The sequence below is a fragment of the Chryseobacterium sp. WLY505 genome, from assembly GCF_030846215.1.
GTDB lineage: Bacteria > Bacteroidota > Bacteroidia > Flavobacteriales > Weeksellaceae > Chryseobacterium.
Genome location: NZ_JAVCWI010000003.1, coordinates 101245 through 125241 on the forward strand (window position 1 = coordinate 101245; position 23997 = coordinate 125241).

Consider the following 23997-nt stretch of genomic DNA (forward strand, 5'->3'; position numbering starts at 1 on the left):
ATGAATTCCGAAGAATATTTATATGCCATCGCTCTCCGCGAATGCAGCCAGATTGGCGACATTCATTTTCATAAACTTATCCGTACTTTCGGAAGCGCTCAGGAAGCCTGGAAAAGAGCCAGAAAAGAATATAAAAAGCTGGAAGGAATAGGACAAAGAACAGTTTCAGATATTGGAAATAAGTCTCATTTGAATTTCGCAGAAGAAGAATTGAATTTTTGCGAAAAAAATAATATTCAGATCAGGCTGAAACACCTTAAAGAAATCCCTTCCCTACTTAATGAATGCAATGATGCTCCCGCTATTCTTTATCAAAAAGGGAATATTGAGGATGCCCAGCCTAAGGTAAGTATTGTAGGAACCCGTAATATGACTGCTTATGGGAAGCAGTTCATTGAAGACTTTTTCGAAGCAACACAATCCTCAGAATACACCTCCGTAAGTGGTCTCGCTTTAGGAGTAGATAAAGAAGCCCACGAACAGTCTATTCGTCAAAAAAAACCTACTGTAGCTGTTCTTGCCCATGGTTTTCAATATTTATATCCGGCAAAAAACAGAAAACTATCTGAGAAAATTTTACAGGAAGGAGGTGCATTAATAACGGAGTTCAGCTCTTCCAGAAAACCAGACCGGGAAAATTTCATTCAGAGAAACAGAATTGTGGCAGGAATATCTCCGGCAACGATCGTAGTAGAAACCGGTTTCGGAGGAGGCTCTGTAAGCACCGCAGCTTTTGCTAATGATTATAACCGTGATGTTTTTGCGCTGCCGGGAAAAATTACGGACAGCTGCAGCCAGGGATGCAATCAACTGATTTTCCATCATAAAGCAACCGCTATTTCTACCCTGAAAGATCTTATCGGACTCCTTGGCTTAAATGATCCCAAAGAAAAAATGGAAGAATTATTTCCTTATAGCGAGACCATCACACAATTATCTGACAATCAAAACTTAATATACCAATCTGTGAAAGACCAACCTCAGATTTCTTTAGATGATCTGGCACAGAGCATTGATCTTCCCACTCACAAAATCTTACCAATAATTTTAGAATTGGAACTTTTAGGGAAAGTAAAATCATATTCCGGGAGGCAATTCATCGCAATTTAAGATTTAACGATTTCTTAATACTGCATTATTTCACACATAACATTTCATTTTTAATAAAATTTAAACACAAATTATCAATTTAATAATATTACGAAACATTATTATTTAATTTTTAACAATGTTAAAATATAGTGTTGTGAATCTTGAAAAAAAAATTAAATTTGTTGACAATAATATTCAACCTTAATATATGGAACAATATAATATTGACCAGAAAATCCAAGAGTTTATTGCAAAAATTGAAGCAAAAAATCCTAACGAACCGGAATTTTTACAGGCTGTAAAAGAAGTTGCCGTAACTGTAATTCCATTCATTGCTACTAAAAAAGAATATACCGGAATGAAGCTGCTTGAAAGAATGGCTGAAGCTGAAAGAATTATTATTTTCAGAGTTCCATGGGTTGATGACAAAGGAGAAATTCAGGTTAACAGAGGTTTCAGAATTCAAATGAACTCTGCTATCGGACCATACAAAGGAGGAATCCGTTTCCACCCTACTGTCAACTTATCAGTTCTTAAATTCCTGGCGTTCGAACAGGTATTCAAAAACTCTTTAACAACTCTTCCAATGGGAGGTGGTAAAGGAGGTTCAGATTTCGATCCACAAGGAAAATCTGATATGGAAGTAATGCGTTTCTGCCAGGCTTTCATGACAGAATTATGCAAGCACATCGGTCCTGAAACAGACGTACCTGCAGGAGATATCGGTGTTGGAGCAAGAGAGATCGGATATTTATTCGGACAATACAAGAAAATCAGAAACGAATTTACCGGAGTTCTTACAGGAAAAGGTCTTGCTTACGGAGGTTCATTAATCCGTCCTGAAGCTACAGGATACGGTGTAGTATACTTCGCAGAGCAGATGCTTAAAACGATCGGACAAAATTTCCAGGATAAAATCGTTACAGTATCAGGTTTCGGAAACGTAGCTTGGGGAGTTATTAAAAAAGCAACTGAACTAGGTGCTAAAGTAGTAACAATCTCTGGTCCAGACGGATATATCTATGATAAAGATGGTATCAGCGGAGAAAAGATCGATTATTTATTAGAACTTAGATCTTCAGGAAACAACAGAGCTGAAGACTATGCTAAAAAATATCCATCTGCTGAGTTCCACGCCGGAAAACGTCCTTGGGATGTGAAGTGTGATGTTGCCTTCCCTTCTGCAACTCAAAACGAATTAGATTTAGATGATGCAAGAAAATTAGTTGAAAACGGATGTGTCTGTGTAACTGAAGCAGCTAACATGCCTTCTACACTTGATGCGATCAACTATTTCTTAGATAATAAAGTATTATTCTCTCCTGGTAAGGCTTCCAATGCCGGAGGTGTTGCGACTTCAGGATTAGAAATGACTCAAAACTCAATCCGTCTTAACTGGACTTCTGAAGAAGTTGATGCAAGATTAAAGGAAATCATGATCGGTATCCACAAAGCTTGCAGAGACTACGGAAAAGACGAAGACGGTTATGTAAACTACGTAAAAGGTGCAAATATTGCCGGCTTCGTAAAAGTAGCAGAAGCAATGTTGGCTCAAGGAGTTGTGTAACAAAAAAAACAAAGGTTGGGAAAAACTCCCGACCTTTTTTGATATAGCCTGTTCCCGGGATAATGGGAAAAAAGTAAAAAGTGAAAGGAGAAAGCGCTGCTATATGCAGTGCTTTTTTTATTTTTATATCATGCAAAACACCTTTAAAAATATTGATGAATATATTCTTCTGTTTCCGATAGATGTACAGAAAAAATTACTGGAACTTAGAAAAGTAATTCATTTACAGGTTCCGGATTTGGAAGAATATATCGGGTATCAGATGCCAGCCTTCCGGTACAGAGGAAAACCGTTGATTTATTTTGCGGGCTATAAAAAGCATATCGGATTCTATCCCGGAGCTGAAGGCATCCATAATTTTGAAAAAGATTTTGAGGAAAGAAAATATAAATTTTCAAAAGGAGCTGTTCAATTTCCCATCACTGAAAATCTGCCGCTGGATCTGATTACCAAGATTTTATTGTTCAAAGTGGAAGAATTTGAACAAAAAAAATCCTGAAATACAAGATTTCAGGATTCCGACTAGTGTTTGCTAAAGTGCTTTACTTTTTCTTCTTTTTGTCTTTCTTCTCTTCTTTAGGAGCATCTGCAGGTTTAGTAGCATCAGTAGGCGTTGTACTTACTGATGGATCTGTTGCAGGTGCAGTTTCCATTGTTGTGGCAGGTGATTTTTCCTGTTGATTCTTTGGATCCGATGGATTTGTAGTCTGCGTATTCGGTTGTTGAGTCTGAGTGGTCGCAGGGTTATTAGTAGAAGTATCGGCCGGCTTTTGTGGTGTTGATTGTGCTGATACTGCGATTACTCCGACTAATGTAAACGCTGCCGTTAAAAATAACTTTTTCATAATGTAATATTTAAATGATTGTTTAACTTAAACGAGGCATCATTTATAAAATTATGTGTAAAAAGCTTATTTAACGTACTTTATAATTATTTAAGAGGAATTTGCAAAAATGGGTTCGGATGGTTTGGCTGGAAGAATGATGCGGGAAGCTGGAAGTTTATTAGATTAGAACTAGCAGTTTTTCTGATCAAAGATGAGAGCTCCCAGCCCCCATCTCCCCTCTTCCTGCTTACAAAGCTATTTCCCTATATTCTTCATCATTTTTTCTACAAATTCAAATGCTGCAGGACAGATAACAGTATTTTTCAGCATCAAATTATTGATCTGATAAATCTTTTTGCGGTCTGTATGAGGATATTCACGGCAGGCTTTTGGCCTTACGTCGTAGATAGAGCATGTATTATCGCTGTTCAGAAAAAAACAGGGAAGATTTTGCAGCACTTTGTCATTATCTTCATCCACTCTTAAAAACTTTGCCTCAAAGTCTGCGGACTTCATTCGGAGGTGTTTGGAAATTCTCTCAATATCTTTTTCGGTATAGAGAGGACCCGTTGTTTTGCAGCAATTGGCGCACTGCAGACAGTTTATTTCTTCAAAAACTTCCTCATGGGTTTCCTGCACTATATAATCGAGATTTCTGGGCGGTTTTTTCTTTAATCCGTCCAGAAATTTCTTGTGTTCTTTCTGCTTTTGTATCGCCTGTTTTTTATAAAAATCTAAATCCATTTATTCTTTGTTTCTCACGGACTCCGGAAGTTCTTCTTTTTTATACTCGTTAATTTTATCCAGATCCAGTACCGTTGAGAGATTTTCTTTGTTTGGATAATACATCGGAACAAATTTAGCTCCATAAACAATTTCTCCTGTAGTATACGAAGATCTTTGAACCACCGTATTTGAAAACACTTCGTCAAATGCTCGTACCTGTACGATAAGTTCAATATCCGTATTTTTAAAATCTTCTTCAGAAAAACCGTAAAACGGAGAGTTTTCATCAATTTTATGCACTACTGTCCAGTTGAGAGCCAACGTATTGATCTTGTTCATCTGTGTCGTAAGCCTGTAAAAATTACTTTTGGCCACCCCGTTTTCCACAACTTCAATAGCTACTGATACAATTACATCTGCATCCGTCAAGGCATTATTCTTATAGGGAGCAAGCCTGAACATTAATGCTGAAGATTCCTGAAAAGGAGCAATAACTGCTATATCAGAAAATCTGAGATAGGCACGAGGTCTTGAAAATCTTCCGTAAAAAAGTCCCGTTGCAATGGCAAAGGTAAGCAATCCCAGAAAAGCTTCAAAAGTCGCTACAAGACTGGCCAGAAATCCTACCGGAGCTATTCTTCCATATCCAACGGTGGTGAATGTCTGGGAACTGAAGAAAAAGACATCAATAAATTCATTGATCGGATCACTCTTGTCTATGCCTGTAAGATGCTCTACCCCAATCAGATAATAGATCATGGCAAACAGCAGATTAATGAGAATATAAGCGATAACCAAATAAGAAATAAAACGAAATGAGGATAAATTCAGCATGGTGTGATACCAGCTTAACCTGTTAAAAACATTCACCCCCGTTCTCTGAACATTCGGAAGGCCGTCCTTATTGATAAATCTTCCGGATGCATTGGTTCCGAAACCGCTGTTCTCCGCATTTTTCTGACGGATCTTTTTTCTGAATCCTCCTGTCATTTTGTAATCATTTTGATTTTATTATATTATGATTGTCCTCTATCCGTAAGCCTTTAATGACCAGCTCATTCTTTCAACATATAAAAAGCAAAGTTAAGAATAGAATTCATTAAGATATCAATGCTTCTTAGTAATCATTTTTTTATCCTTCATTATTAAAATTGCAGATGATCATCACAGGTTTTAATTGAACATTTTTTACCTTAAAAACACAAAAAACAGCAGAATTTATAAATATCTGCTGTTTATACCATCTTCATTAAAGTAGTTGCAAATCCTTTGCGCCGGTGATTCCATTACCGTAACACTTACATTGCTGACAGATTTTACAACCCCGGACTCACCATGTATATTGGTAAGAAAATCAGGAAAGCTTTCAATAGGAAAAGCCCAATAATAATGTCCATCTACCGGAGAAGGAAAATTAGCCTGCAATCTTCCGGTTAATTTCATAGGTACAAAGTATTCAACAGATGACCCTTTTAATTTTGTAAGCACAGAAATCGATTTTTTAGAATGGGCAGGAACAATGGTCTTGTAGCTGCTGGTTTCGGTAATTTCTTCAGAATTTTCTGTGCCTTCTGTGGTATCTCCTCCTACAACTACTTTTGTACTTGCTGAAGCTTTTGCCACTAAAGGAATATCAACAGAGACCGATGCTGCCACCTCAAATGACCCTGAAACGGTCCGCTTCCAAGAAGTAGAATATCCTTTTTTATAAGAATAGGTTACCGTAATTTCACTTTCTCTGTCTCCGTTATTAATCGCCTCCGTCGTATAGGCATTATCCGGTAAATCTATTCCGTCAGTTTTTATGGTCACCTCAGGAGTTCCCAAAACAATGGAAACATTAGGATTTGGAGCTGTATTACGGGTATCTCCATCTACAGAAAGGTCAGGATTAAATATAATTCCATCCGGAACCTGGCCGGAATACGCAAAAACATTTTTTAACCTTGTTCTTTCTCCGGAATAGCTCACATCATATCCCATATCTTTCAGGTGATTTGCCTTGAAAGGGATTTCGCGTTCTTCATCAGGCGAAGTAGAGTTCGCACCCAAACTATTATTACCTGGCAATTTAAACTCATCTACAATTTTCCATCCTTGTTGAAGCATCTCCGCCTCAGTCAATTGTGATTTCTTTACTTCAGAATAATTTACTTTTTCTGAATCATCATTCATAGTACTCACTTCATCTCTTGAACATGATACCGAAAACATCAGTAAGAGAATACAAATAGAATTGATTTTTTTGATCATTTTAATAATTTTTTAGTGTTTAATAATTAAATTTACAAAAAATGAATTCTTTTAAGGCGTTTTTTTGCGAATTAATCAAATTTTAATCTTTCATAATTTTTCATTGTATTATTTTATGTTGTGCTCTAAAATACTGTTTACATGAAATTTATCAATTTCCCGACTGAAATTTTTAATACGAATTGTACTAACTTTGAACTATGAAAAAGCTTGAATCAAGAGAAGATATTGAACACCTTGTCAATTCATTTTACAACAAAGTTGTTAAAGATGAAACCATTGGGTTCTTTTTTAATGATGTTGCAAAAGTAGATTGGGATAAACATCTTCCTACCATGTATTCTTTCTGGGAATCTATTCTTTTTGGGCAGATGACCTATAAAGGAAACCCAATGGGTGCACATTTTCCTATTAATGAGATACAGGCTATGGAACAGAAACACTTTGACAGATGGCTGTTGCTTTGGCGCACTACTATTGAAGAAAACTTCGTAGGAGAAAATGCCGACATGGCGATCTATAAATCCGAGAATATAGCCAAACTTATGGCTTTCAAAATGGAGCTGGCGAGAAGATTATAGAGATACGGGAGTCAGGGTACGGGATATAGGATATCGAGGTTAAATTCCTGGATATATTTTACAGATAAAACAGATTTATAATTTTGTACTTTTTCTTTTTAAGGAACAATTACTGTAAAGATATAGGCTGCCAGATTCACCAGCAGAACCGTTCCGTAAAGAACGTTTGTCTTACCCCTGCTTAATGAAAGCATTACGATAAATACAGATAAAGAAAGCAGAATAATGTCTTTTTTATCCAGTCCTAATACAAGTGGGATATCATACATAATACATACCGCTGAAACTGCAGGAATTGTCAGTCCGATACTTGCCAGTGCAGAACCCAATGCCAGATTTAAGCTGGACTGGATTTGATTGGCTCTTGCCGCACGGATCGCTGCAACACCCTCAGGAAGAAGAACCACGGCAGCAATAATCACTCCCACCAGAGATTTCGGAGCTCCAAGGCTTTGTACCATTCCTTCTATTGTATCAGATAATCCTTTGGCCATAAGTACAACAATTACAAGACAAATCACCAGAAAGACAAAGCTGATAAGCGTTTTTGGCAATGAAGGAATATAATGTTCTTCAGGATGCTCATCAGGAACAATAAAATAACTTCTGTGGCGCACAGTCTGCACCATCAGGAAAACTCCATAAATGGCAAGACAGGCTATGGATATAAAAATAAGCTGTGCTTCGTTATAGAAAGGTCCGTTGACGCTTGAAGTAAAATTGGGAAGAACAAGGGTAAGAATCAAAATAGAAACAATACTTACCAGATAAGTAGTTGCAGAGGTTCTTGCAAAGAACTGTTCGTGATATTTAACGCCGCCTACCAAAATACATATTCCTAAAATTCCGTTGAGAATAAGCATTACAGCAGCAAAAACCGTATCTCTGGCCAGCGTGATCGCCTGATCTCCGCCGGCAACCATCAGCGAGATGATAAGTGCCACTTCAATAATGGTGATACAAAGTGCCAGGATGATCGTTCCGAAAGGCTCCCCTACTTTATGAGCTACTACTTCAGCATGATGTACTGCTGATAAAACACTTCCGATTAATAAAACACCGGCAAGAATATCATAAAGAACACCACTTCCCATCAATCCGGAAAAGTAGTATCCTACCGCCAGAATAGGAAAAATATAGGTATAATGTAAAAGTTCTTTTAGTCTCATATCGTGACTACAAAATACAAAAAATCTATAATAATTTCAATATCAAAAGAAAATATTAATAATATTTTAATGAGGCCAGAAGTTAAAGTCCTGATAATCTGTAAACATATGAAACAGCAGCCCGATTCCTATAATCCTGATATTTCCTTTAAAGAACAACAGCAAAAAATACACCGCAATGGCATAATAAGAATGTAAAAAATGAAAACCTATACTTTCTCTTGACGGATCAAAAACAGGATTGGCAAAAAGATGGTCCAGCTCTACCAGCATGGTAGCGAGAAGAATAAAGTATGCTTTTTTCCAATTTTTACGATAAAAAACCAATGCAATAAAGATTGGAAAAACGAAATGCAAAAAATAATGAGTAAAGGTTTTGAGCAATGCGATGTCTGATGGAGCCATTAATGAAAATTTATTCGGGTTCTATGCTTACCACCGTAAAATTAAGGGTAATTCTCCTTTCTTCGCTTTTATTTTTATCCAATAGTTCTGTCCCTTGTTCCCATACAACACGTAATCGATGTCAGAAACAATATTTTTCTCAGTATTATTCAATGTTTTCAACGAAGAATACAGCAAAGCATTATTCCTGATCAGCATATAATTTTCTTTGAGTTGAGGGGATAATGGTACTGGTTTTCGGGTTGATTTTATGATAATCCCTTTATGATTCCAGCTGATTTCATTGGGTTGAAAAGGAATAGCTGTGAATTGATTTTCGCTATTGATCCACTTTTTAGACTGAAAGTATTCCCAAGTCTTTTCGGGATCATTGCTTGTAATATCAATGGTATAATTCGGTTGGGTAATTTTTTGGAAGGTCTTCTTTTCAACTTCATTGAAGTTATCATCATATTCATAACTGATAATGGTATCATTGACCTGCTCGATATTTGCAGTGGCTTTTAAAGAAGTTGCCTGCGATGAATCTGCAATATTCTTATTAAGGAAACGGGTAAAGTTTCTGATGTTTTCCTTATCCAGTTCCAGCTCCAGAAATTGATTTCCTTTCTTAAGTTTTGAAGCAATTGCAGTAAAAGCCTGAAGATCTGCGTTATTTTTAATCTCAATTTCATCATCATTTAAGTCGATAGAAAAGTTCTGAATTTTCTCTCCCGAAATGAATGAAATACTTCCCAATGTATTTTGAATAAAACGGTCTGCCTCCCAAACATGGCGTACAGAATTCTGAATAAGCTTTTTTTGAAGGGTTTCAAAAGCAAGGTCAGAAGTTCCTGCAATGCAGTGATTTCCCTCTATCATAAAGAAAAACTGTTCCTTCTGAAAACGGTTATTTCCTTTAGCGATAAAATTTTGTTTCTTTAAATAGGTAATGAATTTTTGAGAATCTTTAAGCTCTAAAACACTGTACCATTCTGAGAATCTAGTGTCTTTAATATGGAATATCTGTAGAAAATCCGGAATTCTGATTCCTGCATCTTTCAGTGAACCGGAGCTTTTACTCTTCGCTTTGCTTCCGGACCATTTTGAAGGATGGGTTACTAAACTGAAGAGGTATTGTCCCGTTAATTTCTTCGTATCGATTAAAACGACTGCATCTGCGTTATCAGGAATATACTGAAGGCTTTTATTTTTGTGAAAAGCTACAAAATATACTGCAACTGCAAGCAATAAAAATAACGGGACAATAATCTTCTTTTTCTTCATCTATAAAATTTGAGGCTTCTTTTCTGTTTCCTTAGCTTTAAAAACCTGCTCGAATATATCAAAGAAATACATTAAGCTGTTTTCCGAAGAATCTTTGATGTTATAATTCATCTCAGTCTGGATGCTTTCTCCTTTTACTTCCGTTTTATAATACAGCTCACCCACATTTTTTTTGATGGCCTCTAATGTTTTTCTCTCTTTCGGACTTTTGAATTCTTTATCTAATCCTGTTAAAAGCTTCTGGATATCCAATCTGCCGGACAATGGATATTTAGCGGAGTCTTTTGCCCATTTTCTGGAAATATCAGATTGGTTTACCGGTAAATTATTATCTGCAGCACTCATCAGGTACACCACTCCATCTTTCACAGTAAAAAACAACTGATCTACATATCCTCCGTTTTTCTCTTCCTTAAATGTGTACACATTTCCTTTTTTAGAGAATCTTTCAGAAAACTTTTTATTGGTGGTCAGCATATCAAAAATACGATTCCAATAGCCTTCATTCTCTGTCGCAAAAGCAAAAGTAAAGTTAGGAACAGCAATTTCTTTGGTTTTCTTTACTTCTTTTTCATTGAAATCAGCATCGTATTCATAATCGGTATATTCTACGGTTTTGGACTTCAATTCATTCAAAACAAAGATTCCGTTTCCAGGTGCAATTTTGGCAATCGCTTCTTCATCCAGTACAATTTTCATGGTTTCCATAATCAGCTCCATTTCCTTTTTGTACTCATTTTCCCCGGAATTCTGAAGAAGGCTGTACATCATGTCAAAGCATTTTGCTCCATTCACATTCATGGCATAGTAACCGACACTTTTCTCATTGATAAGTTCCAGCAGTTTTTTGTTTTTCTTCCCTTTATAAATGGCAGAAATATTCTTTTGAATGTCAGCATTTCTGTGCTGGTAATTATTAACCAGTCTTACTTTATCTTTATCAAAATACAGATTGTATGCATAGTTGGAATTGTACATGTTTTTGAAAAACTGTCCATAACCGTAATACTTTGTCATTTTTCCGTAGATTCCTTCGTTTACGATTCTTCCATAGTCTGTGTATACAAAAACATCAGAATTGGCATCTCTGAATAACAGCATTTCTTTTGGGACTTCAATTTCTAAATTTGAACTGAAATATTGGTCAAAACGTTCTTCTGCATTCTTTTTAACAACCATAAAGTTTTCTCTGCGGATAGAATCCTGCTCTTTCTGGAAAGCCTTTTCTTCTTCCTCATCATAAGCATCTTCAGGCATTTCTTCTCCGTTTTCAGAATTTTCAGCACTTTCTTTTTCTGCAGGATATTTATGATGTTTCTCCAGATATTTGATATCTTTCTGGATTCTTGCAATCTCGTTGTTGTTATCTTTTATACTTTCTTTCAGATATTTGATATCATCCTTCAGACTTTTGATTTCTTCTTTATAATCAAACGGTTTTTCCGGTTCTTCGGTATACACTGTATCTCCCGGCTCTGCGTAAGCGGAGTCAACCACTGTAACAGCAGTACTGTCTGCAACTGCTTCCTCTGCCCAAAGATCCTTATAAGGTTTTGTATAGCTGATCATACTGAGAACAGCACGGCTCCCGTTCCACGCCACAAAAACATCATCATTGATATCTACATAAGAATAGTTCTTTCTGCTGGAAACTTCCTGTCCTTTCTTCTTTACAGAGTTAATGAACTCCTGAAACTTGTCCTTATTGTCAATGATAAAATGGGTATTATAGGCTTTAATGGAGTCATTAAAACTGGCATAATGGTATTGAACAGCGTCGTATTTGATTCCCGTTTTTGAGTAATCTGTCCATGAAAGATTTTCTTTGCTCTTTTTGCTGAGCTCATGCAGCAAAGGATTCAGTTTATTCCAGTTGATTTTATTATTAAGCTGCTTTCCGTTGACTTCCATATAAAATACGGCATCGGAAGGAATTTTCATGCTTTTTTGGGCTAATATCAATGTAAAGCCAAAGAGAACGAAAATAATGGTTTGCGTTTTTAAAAAGATAGATTTCATGACTATAGTTTAGAAATTTATTGAAAAAGAATGGTGTTTTGTATGTGTTTTTTCTGAAGGATTACATCCAGGATATCTGCTTCCAGTTTAAGAGCCTTTTTGTTGGGAGAAAGCACATAAGTAGCATTAGTTTGTGATTTCACCGGATTTTCAAACTGCATGATGGAAGTATATTTTGCATCAGTAAAAATCTCTTTGTCGGCCTTACTCATCTTATCATAGTCAGCCTTGAAAGTATTGACTTTATTTCTTGCCAATGTCTTTTTTTCAAGATTTTGGCTGTAAACCTGGGTTGGAACCATTTTACCCAGTATTTTCTGAGCTTTCAGTTTTTCCAGACCAGCATTGATGTTTTCAATCTTCTTGAAATTACAGCTCAGCTTGATGATATAATTATCAAAATCCATAGAGGTTTTCACATTACTGATTCCGGGAGTTCCTTTAAAAATTCTGGCAGCCTCATTGATTTTATTTTCAATTTCCGCCTTTTTAGGAACTTTCTTTCCGTTAATGGTTTCCATTTTAGAAATTGAAGCAAGTCGTGTTTTGCTCTTGCTGGCGTTAAGAATAATGGTATACTCTCCTGTTCCGTCAGCTTTTATATTCACTTTATCAAGAATATCAAAACAGCTTGTCAGGAACAGCAAAGGGATACATAGAAGAAATAATCTGAGAAAATTTTTCATGATTAGGTTTAAAAGCACAAAATTACTCAATTCTGGCCTTACATCCTTATAATCTTTGATTTTTTGGGCATAAATAGCTGTTTCCCGGTACTTTTTCAGGGGAAAATACGGTACTCTTTCCGTATATTATTTTTTAAACTCGTCCTTTAAGATAATCCTGGCGAAGATCTTCATCCAGTTTTTCAATAGCATACCGAAGGCAGGTTCTGGGCATTTCTTTGTAATACTGATTCAGATAGCTGATCAGCTCACCTTCATTTTTATTTCCCATTTCCCTTAGCAGCCATCCGTTTGCTTTGTGCATCAAATCATGAGGGTGTTTCAGATTTCTGGTGACAAATTCTTTAGTCAGATCAAATGAACCCTTTTTTATATAGTGCATAGTTCCCACTACAGCAATCCTTTTATGCCACATTTCCTCAGATTTAGAAAGCTCTACAAGAAGGTTTTCTTTCTGATTTTCAAAAGTATATCTGCCTAAAATTTTATAACAGGTAGAGTCTACCAGATCCCAGTTATTAACATAAGGAAGATGGTTCAGGTAAAAGGCTACCACTTCTTCTTTTACTGCTTTATCTTTTGTTTTCTCAAACTTTGAAATCAGCATAAAAAGAGCTGTCAGTCTGTGCTCATGATACTTTGAAGAAAGTAATGTACTGAGTTCTTTTAAACTTACTTTTGAATAATATTCTTTGGCCACAGAACGTTGATCCGGAACTTTCACTCCCAGAAATAAGTCGCCTTCGCCATATTCTCCTTTTCCTGTTTTGAAAAATCTTGGAAAAAATTCCGCCTTTTCAGGAATGGATAAAACAGCGAGTGCTTCCTGTATTTCTTTAACGATGCTCATATGACAATTTAAGCGTTTTCTTCTACAGCAATATTTTCCTGCTCCTCTTCTTCTTTGGCAATCTTATTAGGATTCGCCACCTTAGCAATGGTAAGCCCCTGAACAATGATGGAGAATACGACAACGCAATAGGTAATACTTAAAATAATTTCACTGTATTCACTTTTAGGAATAGACATCGCCAGGGCAATGGAAACTCCACCTCGGATTCCTCCCCAAACTAAAACTTTTACCGTCTGCGGACTGAAACTTCTTCTCAGGGAAGTAAATTTTGTAGGTCCCCAGATCGAAATAAATCTTGCAAACAAAACGACCACAATGGCAACTACGCCCGGAATCATGAAATGTCTGAGATCTTTAATCATCAAAAGTTCAAATCCGATGAACAGGAATAGTACCGCGTTCAGGATTTCATCAATCAATTCCCAGAATTTGATCAGATAGTCCTGAGTAACTGATTTCATTTTGAAGCTTCTGTTGAAATTTCCCATAAACAATCCTGCTGCAACCATCGTCAATGGTCCTGAGATATGCATTTGACGGGCAATCAAATACCCTCCCATGACAACAGAAAGTGTTACTAATACGGAAATAATATAATCATCCACTTCACGCATCAATCTTGAAGTAACCCATCCTAACAGAACTCCGAGTAAAAGACCTCCTCCGGCTTCTTTAAGCAAAAGCAATCCGATTGTTTCGACACTCAGATCCACTTCTTTTCCGATCGCCAGCTGTAAAATCACCGTAAAGACCACAACTGCCATACCGTCGTTGAAAAGAGACTCTCCAGCTACTTTTGTTTCCAGTGATTTGGATACATTGGCCTGTTTCAGTACACTCAGAACCGCTACCGGATCGGTAGGAGAAATCAAGGCACCAAAAACAAGACAATAGATAAAAGGAAGTTTAACCCCTACATACGGAAGCAGATAAAACATTCCGAATCCTACGACAAAAGTAGAAATCACAACACCTACTGTGGAAAATATCACTACAGGTCTGAACTGTTCTTTCAGGTCATTAATATTAATATGAATTCCTCCTGCGAAGAGCAGAAAATTTAGCATGGCTCCCATCAAAACTTCTGTAAAGTCGATACCATTCATAAGATTGTGAAGGTGTCCGAAAGTTCTAGGAAGAACCGTCTCTCCAAACAGTACCAGAAAAATTGATACGACAATGGCGATCACCATAATTCCGATGGTACTTGGAAGTTTTAAAAACCTATAGTTAAGATAGGCAAATATTGATGCTAATACGATTAATGCTGAAAATGAATAATATAATTCCACTAAGTGTTTTTATTTTAAGATTAATTGGTGAGTTCCAAATAGAGTATTTTAATATAAATCTGTTTCCCATCCTTTTCCCAGATGTCAAACATGGCATCTTTAGAAGCTTTTGAACTTCTGGTGTAATCCTGCCCTATATTCAGAATATTGAGAAGAATATACTCATCTCCTACCGAATTGACGATATAAGCTGTTTTCTCGGATTTTCCGTCTCCCGAATCTCTTATTCCATCAGTAAGAGTACGGAACTGGTTAAGGTGATGGATAAAATTATTACCATCTTTTACAGAATCATAAGCTCTGAGAAGAATCAGCAGTACATCCAGGTTAGTAGGATCTTTAGCATATAAAGCTTTTCCCTGTTTGATACAGTCTGCAAAATTGTTTTGTTTAAAGGCTTCTACGAGACTTTTAAAGCTTTCATCGGACGTATTTATTTTATCATTCCGAAAATTTCTTCCATAGTAAAGATATTGAGATTCTATACTGTCCAGAGACTTGGGATATCCTTTAAATTTGAAAATAAGCTTCTCATAATTGTACGGAGAATCGGAAGTTCTGAGACTTTTCTCAATAGATTTTAAGTCAATTTTTGATTTCTGGCTGAATCCAAAAACCGAAAACAGGATGAATAAAAGGAAAAAATGGTACTTCATTAACTGTTGCTTTCTTCTTCGTCGTTATCGAAATATTCGAAAAGGAAATCGTTGTATGGAAATCTCGAAATATGAATCTTCATCACCTCATCATAGATCATTTTCTTCATTTCCGGGAAGTTTTCTTTCGTTAATGCAGAGATGAAAACTGTTGGATACTTAGATTTTGCCATCCATGTCTTTTTCCATTCTTCCAGAGAAACATTTTTACGGGTAGAGGGGGTAAGATCATCCTCATCTTTTTTCTCATAACTGAAGTCATCAATTTTGTTGAAAACCATAATCATTGGTTTCTGATGCGCGTTGATTTCCATCAGGATATGATTTACAGATTCTATGTGATCTTCAAAGCTTTCATGAGAAATATCCACCACATGAATCAAAAGATCAGCTTCGCGAACCTCATCCAAAGTAGATTTGAATGATTCTACAAGCTGAGTAGGTAGTTTTCTGATGAATCCTACTGTGTCTGTCAACAAAAACGGAAGATTTCCAATCACCACTTTTCTTACAGTGGTATCAAGGGTGGCAAATAGTTTATTTTCAGCAAAAACTTCAGATTTTGAAATAGAATTCATCAAAGTAGATTTCCCTACGTTGGTATATCCCACCAAAGCGGCGCGAACCACTTTTCCACGGTTGTTACGCTGAGTAGCCATCTGTTTGTCAATCGTCTTCAGTTTCTCTTTCAGTAAGGTAATTCTGTCACGGATAATACGACGGTCAGTTTCAATTTCCGTTTCACCGGGACCTCTCATCCCAATACCTCCCTTCTGACGCTCAAGGTGGGTCCACATTCTTGTCAGTCGTGGTAAAAGATATTGATATTGTGCCAGTTCCACCTGAGTTCTTGCATATGATGTCTGTGCTCTTTGGGCAAAAATATCGAGAATAAGATTGGTACGGTCCAGGATCTTAACTTCCATATCTCTTTCCAGATTTTTAAGCTGCGAAGGAGAGAGTTCATCATCGAAAATTACGGTTCCGATCTCGTTTTCTTTTACATATTCTTTTATTTCAATAGCTTTTCCGCTTCCGATAAAGGTTTTGGAATCAGGCTGTGTTAGTTTTTGGGTAAAACGTTTTTCAACGGTTGCTCCTGCTGTGAAAGCTAAAAACTCCAGTTCATCCAAATACTCCGTCAGTTTTTCTTCATCCTGATTTTGGGTAATAACACCCACCAGGACAGCTTTCTCATAGTTATGTTCTTTCTTTTCTAACATTAAGTTCTGTCTATGTTTATGATTTTTACAAGTTAATATTTTTCGGAAAAAAAACAAAATCAATTTTTATTTAATAACATATTTTAATATAAATTTAAGTTTACCAGTGAATTATATTCAAAAAATCAATAACTTTATATAATAAATTTCTGATTTTTAAATATTTAAATCAAAAAAACTAATCTCCGGACTATCATGATTACCCATATCAGATGTATGATTATTGATGATGATGAACTGGACAGGCTGGTTCTTCAGCATTATATCAGGCAATATCAAAACATTGAAGTTGTTGCCACCTTCGACTCTGCTGAAAAGGCAGTTCCCTATCTTGACGTTCCTGCTGATCTCCTGATTACCGAAACAAATTTAAAGGGCATGAGTGGTCATGAATTCCGCAAACTAGCCCATAAGATACCGGCGTGTATTTTCGTAAGCTCACATCCGGAGCTGGCTGCCGAAGCATTTGAGGTTAATACTCTGGATTTTATTACCAAGCCACTTACCGCAGAGCGTTTTCATTATTCTATGGAAAAACTTTTTGATTTTTTGGAAGTAAAGGAAAAATGTGAATGCTATGATGCTATGGTGGGAGAAAACTGTATCAAAATAAAAGAAGGTGGACATGTTTTTCAGATTAAAATAAAAGATATTCTTTATCTGGAAGCCCTGAAAGACTATACCAGAATTATCACTCTCGAAAAAAAACACTGTATTTTAAATTCCCTGGGAAATCTTCTGCAAAAAAATTTTTTTGAGTCTTTTGTGAGAATACACAGAAGCTATGCCGTCCCACGACATCTTATCCGGGGGAAAAGCTGTCATGAAATAGAGCTTGCGCATCAGATCAAACTCCCTATCGGCCGAACCTACAAGAATAATCTTTCTTTTGTAATCCCTAAAAACAAATCATAATCATTCGCAAAATGCCATTGGTCGATTATTTCTGCCGTTGGTCTATTTTCCTGTCATTGGATTGAGATAGGTGGTAATTTAGTCTTCCCAAATTCCCCAAGAAAACACATCTATTAATCACCAAAACTGTTATCCATGGAAAGAATATCTATCTACTGTATTATTCTGTCTGTCTTCGCCATCCCCCTACTGCACGCTCAATCTGCAGTTTTAGCAGCGGGATCGGATGCATCAGCAGTTAATGGTTTTGTTTCGTACAGTGTAGGTCAGACCACCTATCTGGAAAAAGGAACAGGACAAGTTCTGGAAGGCCTTCAGCAGCCCTACGAAATCATCACCCTTGCTACACTCGAAACCTCCTCTGAACAGAACGGTATTTTGCTCTACCCTAATCCTTTCAGGGATTATTTGTATTTGGATTTTACATCAAATAATTTCAAAGGATCCGAATATCAGCTATTCGATGCCCAGGGCAAACTGGTTAAAAAAGATAAGATTTCACAATCAAAATCTGAGCTCAATTTCTCCTCACTTCCTTCTGCGATGTACATCATCAGGATTACCCAAAATGGAGAAAATATCAAAACCTTTAAAATCATAAAAAAATAAAACGCCATGAAAAAAATATTATCACTGTTCTGGATTCTGACAGGTTTCTTTATGGGACTTTCTCAGGCTCCGGAAAAAATGAGCTACCAGGCTGTCATGAGAAACGGTTCAGGGCAACTCTTAGCCAACCAGGGGGTTGCCGTGAAAGTAAGCATATTACAGGGATCCCCTGCCGGAGCTGCCGTTTATTCTGAAAGACTCACCGGAAATACCAATGCGAACGGACTTGTTAGTCTCGAAATAGGAACCGGAACAATCATTACCGGCACATTTGCCACAATCGACTGGTCTTCCGCAAGCTATTATCTAAAAACAGAAACAGATCCGGCAGGTGGAACCAACTATACCATAGCAGGAACAAGCCAGCTACTAAGTGTACCCTATGCTTTGTACGCTAAATCTGCCGGAGGCGGTGGAGGAAGCTTTATGATTCCCTATACCAATACAGTAAATAATGCTTCCACTTTATTTTCGTTAACCAATGATGGTGACGGATCTTCTCTGGAAGGTAATAACAACAGTACTACTTCAAATATTGCAGCCGTAAGAGGGGTCGTTACCAACACAGCACCAGGAGGATTTTCTTCAGCAGTCCGCGGGATCAATAATGGTACCGGAGGATTAGGTGTTGGAGTATATGGAAGCCAGGCTGGTAGTGGATGGGGAGTATATGGTACAACACCAAATGGTTTAGGAGTATATGGTAATGCCAGTGCTAACGGAACCGGGGTTTATGCCAACAGTAATACAGGAACAGGTCTTACCGCTACCAGTAATAACGGAATTCCCGCCAGTATTTCAATCTTTAATAATTCAAATAATAATGTTGCTCTCAGTGCTTCCAGTGTAGGAAATGGTACCGTTGTAAATGTTACCACTTCGGGAAACGGAGCCGGGGTCAGAAGTTCTACAGGAGCCGGATTCGGGCTGCATGGGATAACTTCTGCACAAACTTCCGCCGGTGTTGTAGGTGATAACAACGGTGGTGGTGAAGCAATAGTGGGTAGAACAACCAGTGATATTGCCGGGGCAGTTGTAGGCCGTAATGATGGAGGCGGATATGGAGTAAGAGGATTTGTGGCTACCAATACATCGGGAACTGGTATAGGTGTTTACGGTCAGGTAGGTTTAAATAACAGTACAGGACGCGCAGGAAGATTTGAAAATTTCAACAATACAAATACTGATGCTAACACTTTTGAAGTGGCATCTAACGGAAACGGAAACATTCCTGATAATACCAAAGGCAATGCTGCTTCTTTTGTACTCAATAATACCAATAGTGTAGGAGCTGCCGTAAGAGGGGAAGTCAATACTATTTTTGGAAATTTTGGTGCTGCCGCTATTTTTGGTGTTTCATCCGGAACCGGAGGACGAGCCGGGCTATTCTACGCTTCCAATCCTGCCGGAAACGGAGCATCATTGATCGCTCTGACAGATGGTAACGGAAATGCAATTACCGCCAACGCAGGAAAAGATGGAAATGGAGTTGAAACCAATATTGATGGTGCCGGTAATGCTCTCTATGCGTGGGTTCCTTCTTTTGCTACCGGGCGAGCCGGACGATTTAATATTTTCAATGATGCCAATACCAGTGATGTTATCACTGTAACTACTGTTGGAAACGGTATTGCAGGGAATTTCAAGGTAGATAAAGTTACCGGAACTTCGGCTGCGGTAAGAGGAGAAGTCAATTCACAGTTTGCCAACTTCGGCACAGCAGGAATTTATGGAGTATCTTCCGGAACCGGAGGATTTGCCGGATTATTTCATGCAAGCAATCCTGCCGGAAATGGCCCTGCATTGATTGCCATCGCAGATGGTAACGGTAATGGTATTACCGCTAATGCATCCAATACAGGAGATGGTGTAGAAACCACTGCAGACGGAACAGGAAATGCCATTTTTGCCTGGGTTCCTAATTTCGGTAATGGCCGGGCAGCAAGATTTGTCAATTTTAATACGGCCAATACCAACCCGCCTCTTACAGTAGAAACCCATAGCAATGGTTCTATTGCGGTGTTTAAATCCGGTAATCCGGGTACCGTGAATGTGGCCAGAATCAATTCTGCCGGACAAGGATTTTTTAACGGCGGTACTCAAAACAGTGGCGCTGACGTTGCAGAAGCGTTTGATGTACAAGGAAGTATTTCTCAGTATGAACCTGGTGATATTCTTGTCATCTCAACCAGTGCAGACAGAACCGTTGAAAAGTCTTCAACCCCTTATTCCAGTCTTGTAGCAGGAGTTTATGCTACCAAACCTGGTGTACTGCTTACGGAAGAACACATTGATACTGATATTTCTGATAAGGCTCCAATGGGAGTGATTGGTGTCATTCCAACCAAGGTATGTCTTGAAAACGGAAAAATAAAAAGAGGCGATCTTCTGGTAACTTCGTCTACAGCAGGTGTTGCCATGAAAGCAGATATCAACAAAGTGAAAATAGGACAGGTAATCGGAAAAGCGCTTCAGGATTACGACCAGAAAGAGATTGGAAAAATTCAAGTATTAGTCAATATAAAATAAACCGTCATGAAAATAGCATACATTATCCCGTTATTATTTTTAAGCACTATGATCTATGCTCAGGAAAATAAAAAAGCAGCTCCAGTAGAGGAAGATCAAACACTGGTTGTAAAACAGGCACAGGAACAGCAGGCTAAACTCATGCAGGAAGCTAAAGAAAGTACTGAAAAGGCCACTGTAAATACCGGACTACCTTCTGATCATGGTCTTGCCGTTAAAAAACAGGAACCCAAGTCTAAAGCAGCAGACAATTCAGGCAAGCTTCTCCCTAATACAGCTAGTCTTGAAGAGCTAAAAAAAACAATTCCCAACAGACAGGCAAATCATACTACTATAAATTCTAGGAACACAAAAATGACAGTTACCGGGCTGCCTAACACAGCAACTCTGGAAGAAATAAAAAAAACAATTCCCAAAAACTAATGACTCTCAAAGACTAGTAACCGCAAAAAGCTGATAACCAAACTAGATTTTTCAAACAAAGAAGTCCGCTGCAAGGCGGACTTTTGTATGGTAAGGGAAATCATTAATCCCAATCAGCCGCTACAAATTTCATTGAATTTCCATGTTCATCGGATAAGGTAAGAAAATGTCCTTCAATAGAATAAGCAGTCATGGTCTCAATTTTTCTTTGAAAAGAGGTTTCAAGATTCATATCCTGACAGGCTTTCATGGTACTTGCTCCTTTAGAAATGCTTACTTTTCCGCCTTTTTTAAATTCCGAAACAAAAGACATCCGGTTACATCCCATATACACGCTCGCCTGAATTTTGCCCTTTACCTTTTGGGCTGTCAGATTCATTTCCGCCTTATGGGCTATTAATTGATCTTTTGAAAAGCCATCAAAAGAAACAAGCATCCATTGCCTTTGAAGAAAGGGATCTTTAGCCGGAACTGAAGAACAATTTAAAACAAGTCCTAAAAGTAAAACTGTAAAAAGTGGTAATAGTATCTTTTTCATGCGGATTATCATCCCATTTTCATACCATTCCGGGACAGAATCTCGTAAAAATTAGTAAATTAGCGACACAAAAATTATTTTATAAAATGAAAAGACTATTTCTACTATTCACTTTCTTATTGGGCTTTGCCCAGATGAGGGCGGATGAGGGGATGTGGCTGCTAATGCTCATCAAAAGACTTAACGGTGTTGATATGCAAAAAGAAGGTCTGCATCTTACGCCTGAAGAAATTTATTCTGTGAACAATTCAAGCTTAAAAGATGCTATCGTAAGTTTCGGTGGTTTCTGTACAGGGGAAATTGTTTCGGATAAAGGACTTATATTCACCAACCACCACTGTGGTTACGGTGCTGTTGCTGCGGCTTCTACACCAGAAAAAGATTATTTGAAGAACGGTTTCTGGGCAATGAAGCAGAAAGACGAGTTCAATGCAAAGGATCTTTATGTAAGATTTTTAGTAAGAATGGATGATGCTACGCAAAGAATCAATTCTAAGCTAAACAATAATATGACCGGAGCAGAAAGAAAAGCTGTGATTGATGCTGAAACTAAAGCAATCCAGACTGAAAACTCTGAAAACGGAAAATATACGGTAGTAGTAAAAGATTTCTTCAACGGAAATGAATTCTACTATTTCGTTTACCAGGATTATAAAGATATCAGATTAGTAGGTGCTCCACCTTCATCATTAGGAAAGTTCGGAGGAGATACAGATAACTGGGAGTGGCCAAGACATACTGCAGACTTCACTGTTTTCAGAGTGTACGCTGATGCTGCAGGAAATCCTGCTGAATATTCTCCAAGCAATACTCCTTTGAAGCCTAAGCATTTCCTTCCGGTTTCTCTAAAAGGAATTAAGCCTGGTGATTTCTCAATGATCTTGGGATACCCTGGAAGAACAAATCGTTACCTGACTTCTTACGGAATTCAGCAGATGGTAACTAAAGATTACCCGGCATGGGTTGAAGCTTCTAAAATGGCTATGGACGTTATGAAAAAGTACATGGACAAAGATAAAGCAACTCAACTTAACTATGCTTCTCAATATGCTTCTGTAGCCAACTACTGGAAAAACAGACAGGGTACTATCGATGCAGTAGAGAAAAACGGAACTATTTCTGACAAACAAAAAATTGAGGAAACTTATAATAAGTGGGCTGCAATGCCTGGAAACGACCAATACAATGGTGTTTTAGAAGATATCGGTATATACTACAAGCAGGTTTCTGACAGAAATGTTGAAAAAAACTATGCTGCTCAGTTTACAAGAAATGCAAAATATATTACCCTTGCTGCTCAGGTAGGATCTGCTCTTAAAGCGTATGCTGCTCAGGATATGCAGGGAAGATTAGCAATGAAAGCTAAAACAGAAGCTGCTATCAAAGCTGCTTATGAAAACTTCAATCCAGCTTTGGAAGGAGAAATGCTTGCTGCTATGACCAGCCTTTACCAGGCAAGAGTTAAAAACCCGGAAGTTGCTTCTGCTACTATTTTAGGGCTGGATGCTAAAACGGTTTCTAATTTAGCGTATTCTTCAATCTTCGCTAATAAGACTTCTGCAACGAACTTCTTATTGAACCCGGATGCATTGAAACTTGATGCTGATCCGCTTTGGAAAGCCGCTAACGGTATTGTTGCTGATCAAAAGATAAGCACAGACAGATTTGTAAAAATAGATGACAACTTTGCAAAAAACAACCGTCTGTTCCTGGCTGGTTTGATGAAGGCTATGCCTGAGAAGAAATTCTACCCGGATGCTAACTCTACAATGAGATTAACTTACGGTACTGTAGATAAATTACCTATCAGAAATGACAGAAATTATTTCGGAATTACGGATAACTATTATACAGATATGACTGGTCTTGTTGGAAAATACAAGAAAGGTGATGAAGAATTTGATCTTCCTCAAAGAGTGATTGATCTTTACAATCTTAAGGATTTCGGTCAGTATGCTGATGCTGCAGGTTATATGCCTGTAAACTTCCTTTCTAACAACGATATTACTGGTGGTAACTCTGGTTCTCCGGTAATTGACGGAGATGGTAACCTTATTGGTATTGCTTTCGATGGAAACAGTGAAGCATTAAGCGGAGATATCGTATTCGAGCCTGAATGGCAGAAAACCATCAATGTAGACGTTCGTTTCGTTCTTTGGACAATCGATAAGTTTGCTGGGGCAAGAAGAATAGTTGATGAATTGAAGCTTGTAAGAGACGCAAACACTCCTGCTGATACAAAAACTAAAAACTCAGGTACTACAACAATGCCTAAGAAAGTTAAAAAATAAGTATCTCATTTGATCTATTTTTGAAACCGTGAAATTTACTTTCACGGTTTTTTTATTTTTGATTATTAAAACATTTC

General features: G+C 37.5%; 23 protein-coding genes. 9 read left to right on the forward strand and 14 right to left on the reverse strand.

Annotated features, from left to right (window positions below):
- The 3 genes from dprA (at position 1) to RAH34_RS08920 (ending at position 3158) form a co-directional block, all read left to right on the forward strand.
- Entirely contained in the window at positions 1-1110 is a 1110-nt protein-coding gene (gene dprA / locus RAH34_RS08910) for a DNA-processing protein DprA (protein ID WP_306595885.1), read from the forward strand.
- 190 nt (positions 1111-1300) lie between these two features.
- Positions 1301-2659: an NADP-specific glutamate dehydrogenase gene (gdhA, locus tag RAH34_RS08915; RefSeq protein ID WP_079243812.1), complete on the forward strand. Its 1359-nt coding sequence runs from the start codon at positions 1301-1303 to the stop codon at positions 2657-2659.
- 130 nt (positions 2660-2789) lie between these two features.
- Entirely contained in the window at positions 2790-3158 is a 369-nt protein-coding gene (locus RAH34_RS08920; RefSeq protein ID WP_306595886.1) for an iron chaperone, read from the forward strand.
- Positions 3159-3201: 43 nt separating this feature from the next.
- On the opposite strand, the gene RAH34_RS08925 is transcribed toward RAH34_RS08920, so the two are convergent.
- From RAH34_RS08925 to RAH34_RS08940, 4 genes are all read right to left on the reverse strand, one after another.
- Positions 3202-3504 carry a hypothetical protein gene (locus RAH34_RS08925; protein WP_114819734.1) on the reverse strand — a complete coding sequence of 101 codons (303 nt, stop codon included), beginning with the start codon at positions 3502-3504 and terminating at the stop codon, positions 3202-3204.
- Positions 3505-3741: 237 nt separating this feature from the next.
- Positions 3742-4230: a YkgJ family cysteine cluster protein gene (locus RAH34_RS08930; RefSeq protein ID WP_306595887.1), complete on the reverse strand. Its 489-nt coding sequence runs from the start codon at positions 4228-4230 to the stop codon at positions 3742-3744.
- The gene (locus RAH34_RS08935) at positions 4231-5202 is read right to left on the reverse strand and encodes an ion channel (protein ID WP_306595888.1); all 972 of its coding nucleotides are present in this window, start codon (positions 5200-5202) and stop codon (positions 4231-4233) included. It lies immediately after the preceding gene.
- 228 nt (positions 5203-5430) lie between these two features.
- A complete protein-coding gene (locus RAH34_RS08940) occupies positions 5431-6465 on the reverse strand; it encodes a hypothetical protein (RefSeq protein ID WP_306595889.1) in 1035 nt (344 codons plus the stop codon).
- Between the two features lie 200 nt (positions 6466-6665).
- Here RAH34_RS08940 and RAH34_RS08945 point away from each other — a divergent pair, with 200 nt between their 5' ends.
- Positions 6666-7046, forward strand: a complete 381-nt coding sequence (locus RAH34_RS08945; RefSeq protein WP_114819730.1) for a group III truncated hemoglobin — start codon at positions 6666-6668, stop codon at positions 7044-7046.
- A gap of 98 nt (positions 7047-7144) precedes the next feature.
- Here the strand turns inward: RAH34_RS08945 and RAH34_RS08950 are convergent, their stop codons facing one another.
- From RAH34_RS08950 to hflX, 9 genes are all read right to left on the reverse strand, one after another.
- A complete protein-coding gene (locus tag RAH34_RS08950) occupies positions 7145-8215 on the reverse strand; it encodes a calcium:proton antiporter (RefSeq protein WP_114819729.1) in 1071 nt (356 codons plus the stop codon).
- A gap of 66 nt (positions 8216-8281) precedes the next feature.
- Positions 8282-8620, reverse strand: coding sequence for a DUF6122 family protein (locus RAH34_RS08955; RefSeq protein WP_306595890.1), 339 nt, complete (start codon positions 8618-8620; stop codon positions 8282-8284).
- A gap of 27 nt (positions 8621-8647) precedes the next feature.
- The gene (locus RAH34_RS08960; protein WP_306595891.1) at positions 8648-9886 is read right to left on the reverse strand and encodes a hypothetical protein; all 1239 of its coding nucleotides are present in this window, start codon (positions 9884-9886) and stop codon (positions 8648-8650) included.
- Positions 9887-11905 carry a hypothetical protein gene (locus RAH34_RS08965; protein ID WP_306595892.1) on the reverse strand — a complete coding sequence of 673 codons (2019 nt, stop codon included), beginning with the start codon at positions 11903-11905 and terminating at the stop codon, positions 9887-9889.
- 17 nt (positions 11906-11922) lie between these two features.
- A complete protein-coding gene (locus RAH34_RS08970) occupies positions 11923-12591 on the reverse strand; it encodes a hypothetical protein (protein ID WP_306595893.1) in 669 nt (222 codons plus the stop codon).
- A 133-nt stretch (positions 12592-12724) separates the two neighbouring features.
- The gene (locus RAH34_RS08975) at positions 12725-13441 is read right to left on the reverse strand and encodes a DNA alkylation repair protein (RefSeq protein WP_306595894.1); all 717 of its coding nucleotides are present in this window, start codon (positions 13439-13441) and stop codon (positions 12725-12727) included.
- An 8-nt stretch (positions 13442-13449) separates the two neighbouring features.
- Positions 13450-14736: a sodium:proton antiporter gene (locus RAH34_RS08980; protein WP_306595895.1), complete on the reverse strand. Its 1287-nt coding sequence runs from the start codon at positions 14734-14736 to the stop codon at positions 13450-13452.
- A 20-nt stretch (positions 14737-14756) separates the two neighbouring features.
- Complete coding sequence (locus RAH34_RS08985) at positions 14757-15392, reverse strand: DUF4919 domain-containing protein (RefSeq protein ID WP_306595896.1); 636 nt, start codon at positions 15390-15392, stop codon at positions 14757-14759.
- Entirely contained in the window at positions 15392-16615 is a 1224-nt protein-coding gene (hflX, locus tag RAH34_RS08990; RefSeq protein ID WP_114819721.1) for a GTPase HflX, read from the reverse strand. Before hflX ends, RAH34_RS08985 begins: the two co-directional genes overlap by 1 nt.
- A gap of 195 nt (positions 16616-16810) precedes the next feature.
- On the opposite strand from hflX, the gene RAH34_RS08995 reads away from it, so the two are divergent.
- From RAH34_RS08995 to RAH34_RS09010, 4 genes are all read left to right on the forward strand, one after another.
- A complete protein-coding gene (locus RAH34_RS08995) occupies positions 16811-17530 on the forward strand; it encodes a LytTR family DNA-binding domain-containing protein (protein ID WP_306595897.1) in 720 nt (239 codons plus the stop codon).
- Between the two features lie 135 nt (positions 17531-17665).
- Entirely contained in the window at positions 17666-18139 is a 474-nt protein-coding gene (locus RAH34_RS09000) for a T9SS type A sorting domain-containing protein (RefSeq protein ID WP_306595898.1), read from the forward strand.
- Positions 18140-18145: 6 nt separating this feature from the next.
- Positions 18146-20668 (forward strand): collagen-like protein, encoded by a 2523-nt coding sequence (locus RAH34_RS09005; protein WP_306595899.1) that lies wholly within the window; start codon positions 18146-18148, stop codon positions 20666-20668.
- Between the two features lie 6 nt (positions 20669-20674).
- A complete protein-coding gene (locus RAH34_RS09010; protein ID WP_306595900.1) occupies positions 20675-21091 on the forward strand; it encodes a hypothetical protein in 417 nt (138 codons plus the stop codon).
- A gap of 103 nt (positions 21092-21194) precedes the next feature.
- On the opposite strand, the gene RAH34_RS09015 is transcribed toward RAH34_RS09010, so the two are convergent.
- Entirely contained in the window at positions 21195-21629 is a 435-nt protein-coding gene (locus RAH34_RS09015) for an META domain-containing protein (RefSeq protein WP_114819790.1), read from the reverse strand.
- Positions 21630-21715: 86 nt separating this feature from the next.
- Here RAH34_RS09015 and RAH34_RS09020 point away from each other — a divergent pair, with 86 nt between their 5' ends.
- On the forward strand, positions 21716-23920 hold the full coding sequence (locus tag RAH34_RS09020; RefSeq protein WP_306595901.1) for a S46 family peptidase: 2205 nt from the start codon (positions 21716-21718) through the stop codon (positions 23918-23920).
- The last annotated feature ends 77 nt before the right edge of the window (positions 23921-23997 follow it).